This window comes from Pseudomonas sp. GW821-FHT01C01, from assembly GCF_059422645.1.
Window position 1 is genome coordinate 1 of sequence record NZ_JBWKXF010000092.1, and the last position, 9,066, is coordinate 9,066.

General features: G+C 61.7%; 7 protein-coding genes and 1 pseudogene. 6 read left to right on the top strand and 2 right to left on the bottom strand.

Features of this window, described 5'->3' with window-relative positions; genetic code table 11:
* Positions 1 to 199, top strand: a pseudogene (locus AC07XF_RS28320) (hypothetical protein); the annotation flags it as partial.
* A 13-nt stretch (positions 200 to 212) separates the two neighbouring features.
* On the opposite strand, the gene AC07XF_RS28325 reads toward AC07XF_RS28320, so the two are convergent.
* Entirely contained in the window at positions 213 to 1,253 is a 1,041-nt protein-coding gene (locus AC07XF_RS28325) for a helix-turn-helix transcriptional regulator (protein WP_495029150.1), read from the bottom strand.
* A 71-nt stretch (positions 1,254 to 1,324) separates the two neighbouring features.
* On the opposite strand from AC07XF_RS28325, the gene AC07XF_RS28330 reads away from it, so the two are divergent.
* The 5 genes from AC07XF_RS28330 (at position 1,325) to AC07XF_RS28350 (ending at position 8,559) form a co-directional block, all read left to right on the top strand.
* Positions 1,325 to 2,239, top strand: coding sequence for a LysR family transcriptional regulator (locus AC07XF_RS28330; protein WP_495029151.1), 915 nt, complete (start codon positions 1,325 to 1,327; stop codon positions 2,237 to 2,239).
* Between the two features lie 254 nt (positions 2,240 to 2,493).
* Positions 2,494 to 4,320 carry a DUF1302 domain-containing protein gene (locus AC07XF_RS28335; RefSeq protein ID WP_495029152.1) on the top strand — a complete coding sequence of 609 codons (1,827 nt, stop codon included), beginning with the start codon at positions 2,494 to 2,496 and terminating at the stop codon, positions 4,318 to 4,320.
* 11 nt (positions 4,321 to 4,331) lie between these two features.
* The gene (locus tag AC07XF_RS28340; protein ID WP_495029153.1) at positions 4,332 to 5,669 is read left to right on the top strand and encodes a DUF1329 domain-containing protein; all 1,338 of its coding nucleotides are present in this window, start codon (positions 4,332 to 4,334) and stop codon (positions 5,667 to 5,669) included.
* 158 nt (positions 5,670 to 5,827) lie between these two features.
* Positions 5,828 to 7,177: a DUF1254 domain-containing protein gene (locus tag AC07XF_RS28345; protein WP_495029154.1), complete on the top strand. Its 1,350-nt coding sequence runs from the start codon at positions 5,828 to 5,830 to the stop codon at positions 7,175 to 7,177.
* Positions 7,174 to 8,559 (top strand): DUF1254 domain-containing protein, encoded by a 1,386-nt coding sequence (locus AC07XF_RS28350; protein ID WP_495029155.1) that lies wholly within the window; start codon positions 7,174 to 7,176, stop codon positions 8,557 to 8,559. Before AC07XF_RS28345 ends, AC07XF_RS28350 begins: the two co-directional genes overlap by 4 nt.
* A gap of 296 nt (positions 8,560 to 8,855) precedes the next feature.
* Here the strand turns inward: AC07XF_RS28350 and AC07XF_RS28355 are convergent.
* Positions 8,856 to 9,066 (bottom strand): hypothetical protein (locus tag AC07XF_RS28355; RefSeq protein WP_495029156.1); only part of this gene is annotated, 211 nt, incomplete at its 5' end.

Consider the following 9,066-nt stretch of genomic DNA (forward strand, 5'->3'; position numbering starts at 1 on the left):
CGAGAACGCGTATGAACTGGATAAACGCGGCGCACTTGCGTCCATCGCCGGCAAGCCGGCTCCTACAGTTTCCCGGGGGGCCCTTGTAGGAGCTGGCTTGCCAGCGATGGTCGTTAACGAGAACGCGTATGAACTGGATAAACGCGGCGCACTTGCGTCCATCGCCGGCAAGCCGGCTCCTACAGTTTCCCGGGAATGAGTAATGAACCTTTTTATCGGCCTTGTCGGGTTCGCCAGGCGCCCGGCGCGCACTCCAGCCAACGCAGGCACGCACGGTTGAAGCTTTGCACATCGCTGTAGCCCAGGCGGTCGGAAATCTCCACCAGCTCCAGATCTGTCCCCTGCAAAAAGTCTTCGGCCCGATAGCGGCGGTACTCGTCGAGCAACTCTGAAAAGCTCCAGCCCAACGCTTTCAAGCGTCGGGCTGCGGTGCGCTCGAGCAAATGCTGGGCGGTACAGAATTGCTGCCAGTTGGCCTCGGCGAGGTCGACGATCAAATGGTCGCAGACTTGCTCCAGCAAGGTCGGCTCGCTGTTGTGTCGCGTCTGCTCCAGCAGTTCGACCAGCGTGTGTTCCAGTTCATGATTGCCCGGGGTCAACGGGATGACGAACAGCTGTGGATCAAGGCGTATCGAGTGCTGCGCCTGCCCCCATTGCACCGATGCGCGAAAGGCTTGCTCATGTTCCTGCGGGTTGGCCGTGCAAGCGCCGACCAGGCCAACGTCGAGAATCGGATCACGTTCCAGGCCACTGGCGAGGAATTTGCGCCGCAACATGCTGCACAGGCTGATGAGGATGTAATCGGCGGTCGCTGCACTGGCTTTCACGCTGCCGCAATCGAGCAGGCGCAGTTCGATGCGGTCTGCACCGCGCACAATCTGCGCCCGGAAATGCCCGTTGAAAAACGGAAAGAAGTGCACGAAATACTGGCAGGCGCTGTCCAGTGAGGCGGCCACGTCGAACAAGTACGTCAGGCCATTGGTGGCGGTGGATACGAAACGCCGACCGGCCGCCAGGCCGATCAGCGGGTCACCGCTCTGTTCCAGGGCAAACGTCCAGAAGCGTCGCGACATGAACAGCGGAATGCGCATGAATGGCGTGCGCAACTCGAACAGGCTGCGACGGAACAGTCCTTCGATGCGTTCCCGGGGCACACCGCGGGCCAGTAATTCTTCGATGGCCGGCAACAGGGTCGGCGCGTAGAACGCATTGGGTATTGATGGGTCGTGCAGCGGCTGATCGCTTTTTGTCATGTAGGGCTCACAGCTTGTTCCGGAACACTGGTTAGGCTGCCCGACGTTAAGCGATTTGCCGGAGCAAGACCATGCTTGATTTACGCCAGCTCGATTTGAACCTGTTGCTCGCCTTCGATGCGATTTACCAGCAGCGCAGCGTCACCCGTGCCGCCGAGGTGATGTGCCTGTCGCAACCGGCCATGAGCAATGCGTTGCGTCGCCTGCGCGAATTGTGCGGCGATCCGCTGTTCATCAAAAGTCGCCTGGGCGTGACGCCGACACTGGTCGCCCATCGTCTGGCCGACTACGTGCGTGCAGCGCTCGAGTCATTGCGCGATGGCTTGCGCATGATTCCCGCCGCGCGGCAGAACAATCCGCTGCTGCGCATCAGTTGTCTGGATTGCCTGCAACCGGTGTTGCTCGATGCCTTGCTCGAATCGCCCCACGCCGATTGGCAGGTGCGTTACTTCCAGCCCCGGCGCCGTGACGCTTTGCAGGACCTGGCCAGCGGCAAACTGGATATTCTGATCGACCTCGATCAACCGCTGGCCGGGCTTGCCGGCCTGCACAAACAGGCATTGCCCGCCGACCACTACGTGTTCGCCTACGGTGCTGCGCTCAAGGAGCCGCCGCGCACCCTGCAGGACTATCTGCAGCAGCCGCAGATTCAGGTGTCCAGCCGCCGCGACGGGCTCAGCCCGGTGGACTTGCAACTTGGTTTGAAGGGCTTGCGTCGGACCGTGGCGATGAGCACCCAAAGCACCCTCGCCGCGAAGCTGATCGCCGACCGCCAGCCGTTCGGCATGAGCCTGCCAAGCCGGGTTGCCAGCGTGCTGGGCCTGCAACACGTGCCGCTGCCCCTGGACGAACCGGTGGAACTGAAACTGGCGCTGTACATCGAGTCCCGCTATCGCTTCGAGCGTAGCCGCGAGGAGGCCATGCATTGCCTGCTGCGTGCCCTCGGTGAGCCGCGGACATTGCAGTCGTTCGCAAGGCGCGCGTGAAACCCTGTGGGAGCGGGCTTGCTCGCGAAAGCGGTGGGTCATTCAATGCTGATGTCGACTGACACGGCCCCTTCGCGAGCAAGCCCGCTCCCACAAGTGGCCGTGACCGCAGCAACGGATATGTACACCTTCAAAACATAAACCACCTGCCACGCAGCCCCCCGATGATTATTTTTTGTCGGCCATCGCTTGCGTGTCGCGGCCGATAGTTGGGCACCTTGTCCGGGCTGAGCAAACCAGACCGGAGCCTAATAATGATAAAAAAATGCTCGGCCACAGCCGGAGTCCGCCAACGACTTCACCGGCTTGGCCACACCCGCCCGCGATCCCTTGCGCTGGCGATTCTTGCCGTACTCACGGGGCCAACGTACGCCACCACATTTGACCTCAACGAAGACTGGAGCCTGTCGACCAAGACCAGCCTGAGCCTGGGTAGCAGCTGGTCGACGCAGAACCCCGACAAAAGCCTGATGACCCGCGCCAACGCCCTGCAGGCCCAGGGCGTGAATGCCAATGGCACCAGCGTCAGTGCCGACGACAACCGGCTGAACTTCGAGAGGGGCGACCCTATCTCTCAGCTCTTGAAGGGCCTCACCGATTTCAGTCTCGATGGCCAGGGCCAGGGCGCGTTCATTCGCTTCAAATACTGGTACGACCACGCCTATGAAACCGGCAATGGCCGCTTCAAGGATTTCGATGATTCAGGCTGGGACGACCTGTCGAAGTTCAAGGGTTTCGAGGTGCTCGATGCCTACGTCTGGAAGGACTTCCAGGTGGCCGAGCATCCGCTGAGTGTGAAGGTCGGCAACCAGGTGTTGTCCTGGGGTGAATCGCTGTTGATCCAGAACGGCATCAACGTGATCAACCCGCTGGACATCTCGGCGTTCAACCGTCCCGGCGTGGAGATCAAGGAAGGCCAGTTGCCGGTGGAGATGGTCTCCTTCAGCTTCGGCCTGACCGACACCACCAACCTCGAAGGCTTCTACCAATACAACTGGCGCCCCAGCGTGCTCGACGGTTGCGGTACCTTCTTTGCCAGCAGCGATGTGATCCAGCCGGGTTGCGGGCCGCTGTTTCTGAGTCAGGTACAGACCGATCAACAGATGCAGGCTGCGGGTTTGTTCGCCACGTCCCGGGGCAACGAATCGCCGTCCGACAACGGCCAGTTCGGCTTTGCCCTGCGCCAGATGATCCCGGCGCTTAACGATGCGGAAGCGGCGATCTACTACATCAACTATCACTCGCGGTTGCCGTATTTCACCATTAATGCCAGGAACACCGCCTTGCCTGGCTCCTTCCCCGGTGGCATCCAGGGGCCGAGCTATGCGGCGGCCTTCCCGGAAAACATTCACCTGTACGGCATCAGTCTCAACGGCGTCGAGCCGGTCACCGGGATTTCCCTGGCCGGTGAGCTGAGCTACCGGCCGAACATGCCGATCGCGATCAACGCGCCCGACGTCAACGTCGCCGTGATTTCCGGGCCGGGGGGCAGTTCCTGGGTGCAGTTGCCGCCCGGCTTCAACACCACCAATGGCAGCCAGTTTGATGCGTGGGAACGCAAGGGCGTCTGGCAACTGACCGGTTCGGCCACCCAGGCCATCGACAATGTGCTGGGCGCCACGCGCCTGAGCCTGTTCGGTGAAGCCGGTGTTGTGCACATCGAAGATCTCGGCGACGAGCGCCTGGGCCGTAACGCCGCGTTCGGCCGCAGCGCCCCGCGCAATGGTACGCCGTGCAACACCGTGGCCTCCGGCGTCACCAACCAGTACTGCACCGATAAGGGCTTCGCCACCGAGTGGTCGTGGGGTTATCGCCTGCGCGCCAGCCTCGAATACAGCGACGTGTTGCCGGGCATCAACCTGATTCCGGCCGTCAACTGGCGGCATGACGTCGAGGGTTATTCCTACGATCCGCAAGGGCCGTTCCAGGAGGGTCAACAAGCCCTCGGCGTGAGCCTGACCGGCGTCTACATGAACGATTACAGCGTGGAACTGGCTTACAACGCGTTCTTCGGTTCCAACGACTACAGCACCCTCGACGATCGCGATTTCGCATCCGTCAGCTTCAAGGCAGACTTCTAAGGAGAATCGTTATGCGTATGCAATTGTGCGTGCTGGCCCTGGCCTGCACCGTCGGCCTGGCTCAGGCCAAAGGCACTGATTCGGCGGCCCTGGGCAAGACCTTGACCCCCATGGGTTCGGAGATGGCGGCCAATGCCGACGGCAGCATTCCGGCCTGGACCGGTGGCCTGGCGAGCAACGCCGGCACGGTCGATAGCAAGGGCGGTTACAGCGATCCGTATGCCGCCGAGAAACCACTGTTCACTGTCACCGCGAAGAACGTCGCGCAGTACGAGAAGTTTCTCAGCCCGGGCCAGATCGCGTTGTTCAAGCGCTTCCCCGACACCTACAAGATGAACATTTACCCGACACATCGCAGCGCCAACCTGCCCAAGGATGTGTTGGCGCAGAGCCGCGACAACGTCGCCAAGACCAGCATGGCCGACGGCGGCAATGGCTTGCACGACTATGCCCGGGGCATCCCGTTTCCATTGCCCACCGAAGGTTTGGAGGTGATGTGGAACCACATGACTCGCTATCGCGGCGGCAGTTACGAGCGCATCAGCAGCGCTGCACTGGTGCGTGAAAACGGCGCTACCAGCTACGTGCGCAACCAGTCGCTGATCAACTTCGCCGACACCGTGGGCGGACTGGAGCCGGGCTCCAACATCCTGTTCATGTTCAAAAGCCGGGTCCTGGAACCGGCGCGACTGTCCGGCGAGGCGGTGCTGGTGCATGAACCGGTCGACCAGGTCGCCGAGCCGCGTTCGGCCTGGCAATACCTGCCGGGCCAGCGTCGCGTGCGTCGTGCGCCGATGATCGCCTACGACAACAGCGCCCGTTACAGCAACGGCCTGATCACCGCCGACAACATCGACGGCTACAACGGCGCGCCGGACCGTTTCGACTGGAAACTGGTGGGCAAGCAAGAGCTGTTCATCCCTTACAACAGCTACAAGATCGGCAGCCGCGACCTCAAGTACGACGCCGTGATCAAGCCCAACCACGTCAACCAGGACCTGGCCCGCTACGAGAAGCACCGCGTGTGGGTGGTGGAGGCAACCCTCAAGCCCGGTGCACGGCACATCTACGCCAAGCGCCGCTTTTATGTGGACGAGGACAGTTGGCAGATCGCCCAGTCGGATCAGTACGACAGTCGCGGTGAGCTATGGCGTAGCGGTGAACTGCATGCGATTCAGCAGTACGACCACGGTTTCACCTACAACGTGCTGGAAACCTCCTATGACCTGATCTCCGGGCGCTACTACGCCGGCGGCCTGGCCAACGAAGAGACCGAACCGATGCGCGTGGGCTTCGCCGCCAAGACTGATGACTACACCCCGTCGGACCTGCGGCGCTGGGCCAAGTAACCATTCGCCAAATCACCACAAATCCAATGTGGGAGCGGGCTTGCTCGCGAAAGCGGTGTGTCAGTCAGCATCTATGTTGGCTGACACTCCCTCTTCGCGAGCAAGCCCGCTCCCACAGGGATCTGTGTGTGCTGATGTTTATCTAAAGGAGATCTACTGTGCGCTACTGGATATCTGCTCTTGCCCTGGGCGCATGCCTGGGCACCGCTCACGCGGCAACCCTCGATCAACCCAAGGCGAAGGCATTGGCCCAGGAGGCCTATGTGTTCGCCTTCGCCACGGTCGAACACGACAAAGTGCTCAGCGCCATCGCCGCGAAGCTGCCGTTCAACCGGCTCTACAGTGAACCGCGCTTGCTCGGCCCGCAGGACAACAAAGTCGTATCGCCGAACAACGACACCTTCTATTCCCGCGCCTTGCTTGATTTGCGCAGCGAGCCGATGGTGCTGCAAGTGCCAGCCGTGCAGGGGCGTTACTACAGTTTTCAACTGGTGGACATGCGCACCGACAACCTCGACTACATCGGCACCCGCGCCACGGGTGATCAGGCGGGGCGCTACCTGATTGTCGGGCCGGACTGGAAAGGTGAAGTGCCGGCGGGTTTCAGCGCGGTGATTCGCTCGCCGAGTCGGCTGGTATTCCTGTTGGGGCGGACCGAGGTCAAAGGCGAAGCGGATCAGAAAGACGCCGCGCACGTGCTGAAGGGCTACACCTTGCAATCGCTGTCCACAGTGAGTGGCGGCGCGGCGCCTGAACCGTTGGCGCCGCTGCAACTTCCAGCGTATACGGACACCAGGCAAGGTCCGGCGCAGGCGCTGTTCAACACCTTCAACGCGCTGGCGCCGTTGCATCGATGGACCGCCAGCGAGCAAGAGAAACTGGCCCGTTTCGCCGCCATCGGCGTGAAGCCGGGGATTGAGTTTCAGGCACCTGCGGACTTGAGCGCAGCCATCGCCCAAGGCGCCGAAGCCGGTCGGGAACAGGTGCGCACGGCCTCCGGCCAGTTGTCGGTGGAACGACAGGGTTGGTTGCCGTCGCCTTCCAACGTCGGCAAATTCGGCGACGACGACCTGACCCGTGCCGCGGTTGCCTGGCGCTACATCTACGCCAACGATGCGGTGGAAGCGCTGTACCCCATGGCACTGCGCGACGCCGAGGGGCAGACGCTCGATGGTCGACATACTTATCGCCTGCATTTTCCCGCCGGGCAATTGCCGCCAGTGAATGCGTTCTGGTCGCTGACCTTGTATGACGGGAAAACCCAGTTGCTGGTGGCCAACCCGATCCAGCGTTACGCGTTGGGCGATCGCAGCCCTGGTCTACAATACGATGCCGATGGCGGCTTGACCCTGATCCTGCAAGCCGATGCACCCAAGGCAGCGCCGCAGGGCAACTGGCTGCCGACGCCGCAAGGTCCGTTCAACCTGCTGTTGCGCCTGTACCTGCCCAAGGGCGGGGCATTGGACGGGAGTTATCAGTTGCCGACGATCGCGAGGATCGAATCATGAACCTGATTTTCAGTCGCCGCCGGGTGTTGGGCTGCATGGGGGGATTGGGCGCAAGCCTGATGTTTCCAAGCTGGTTGCTGGCTGCAGATCCAGATGATCTGCGCACCATTGCCCGGGAGGCATGGATCTATGCCTACCCGATGCTCATGCATTACCAGACGATGGAAAAGCAGGTGCTCGACCCGGCGGCGCCGGAGTACGTCGGCGGCTTCAATCGCTTTCGCCATTACAGCGAGTTGTACACCCCGAAAAACCGCGAAATCGTCACGCCGAACAACGACACGCCGTACTCCTGGGCGTGGCTTGACCTGCGCAGCGAGCCGCAAGTGTTGAGTGTGCCGGCCGTGCCTGACGACCGCTATTACGTGCTTCAACTGGTCGACCAGTACACCCACAACTTTGCCTATGTCGGCGTGCTTAGCACCGGTCGCGATGCGGGGAATTACCTGATCGCCGGACCCGACTGGCAAGGCCCGACACCGGACGGCGTCAAGGCCGTGCTGCGCAGTGAAACCGAAATCGTCATGGTACTTGGGAGAACGGGCCTGAAAAACGCCGAGGACCTGCCAGCGGTGCGTGCCTTGCAGCAGCAATACGGTTTGCGTTCGTTGCATGCATACATCGGCAGTGCACCGCCCGTGGCTGCGCCAGCCATTAACTGGCAACCCTGGGACAGCAAGACCGGATTGGGGCCGGAGTTCATTGCGGCGCTGAATCAGATCCTCAGCCTGTGTCCCACGCAACCGTCCGAACAAGCCTTGCGCGCACGCTTTGCACGGATCGGCATCGTGCCGGGTCAGGCTTTCGATGTGACGGCATTGCCGGCTGATGTGCGCCAGGCATTGATCGCCGGGATTCAGGATGCCCAGGCGCAATTGCAAACCGCGGTGAGCCAGGTGCGCACCACCCTCGGCCTGTTCGGCACTCGCGAAGCGCTGAACGGCAATTACCTCAACCGCGCTGTCGCGGCGAATGTCGGCATCTACGGAAACAGCGTGGAAGAGGCCTTCTACACCGGCACCCGCATGGATAATCAGGGACAACCCTTGCAGGGCGGGCGAAGCTATCGCCTGCGTTTTGCACCGGGTCAATTGCCGCCGGCCAGCGAGTTCTGGTCGCTGACGTTGTATGACTTGCCGGACCGGCAACTGGTGGCCAACCCGATCAATCGCTACTGCCTGAGCAGCCGGGATCGTTTGCAAGTGGACGCGGACGGCGGGTTGACGTTGATCCTGCAGAACACCGCTCCGCCGGAGCAGAGCAACTGGTTGCCGACGCCAGCAAGCGGAGCGTTCACCCTGGTCCTGCGCCTGTATGGACCCGGGCAGCAGGTGGTCGATCAACGCTGGCAAATGCCGGTGGTTGAAGTGGTGTCTGTGTAATTCACAATTGCTGTGGACAGCCTGGATCCCTGTGGGAGCGGGCTTGCTCGCGAAAGCGGTGTGGCAGGCTATGACGTGTCGAATCTGATGACCCCTTCGCGAGCAAGCCCGCTCCCACAGGTACTGCATTTACCTGTGTGCGAGCCTGCTCGCGATGGCGGTGTGGCAGCCAGCCTGTCTTTTGTTGACTGTGTACATATCCGTTGCTGCGGTAACGGCCACTTGATGTGTTCGACTGCGTCGAACGGCGCTGCGCGCCCACCCCCCGGATGAACGCCGGAACGAAGCCTCCCGAGCTAACGCTCGGCCTGATGAGTGGTGAAGAGCGTGTGTGTACGCCGCACCTGCTCCTGCTCCTCGTAGGAGCTGGCTTGCCAGCGAAGGCGACCTGCCAGCCGACCAATCTCTCGCAGATACACGCCAATCAACCTGTGGGAGCGGGCTTGCTCGCGAAGACGGCCCGACAGCCGACTGGAATTTTGTGGATGTATCACGTCCAAAAGATCG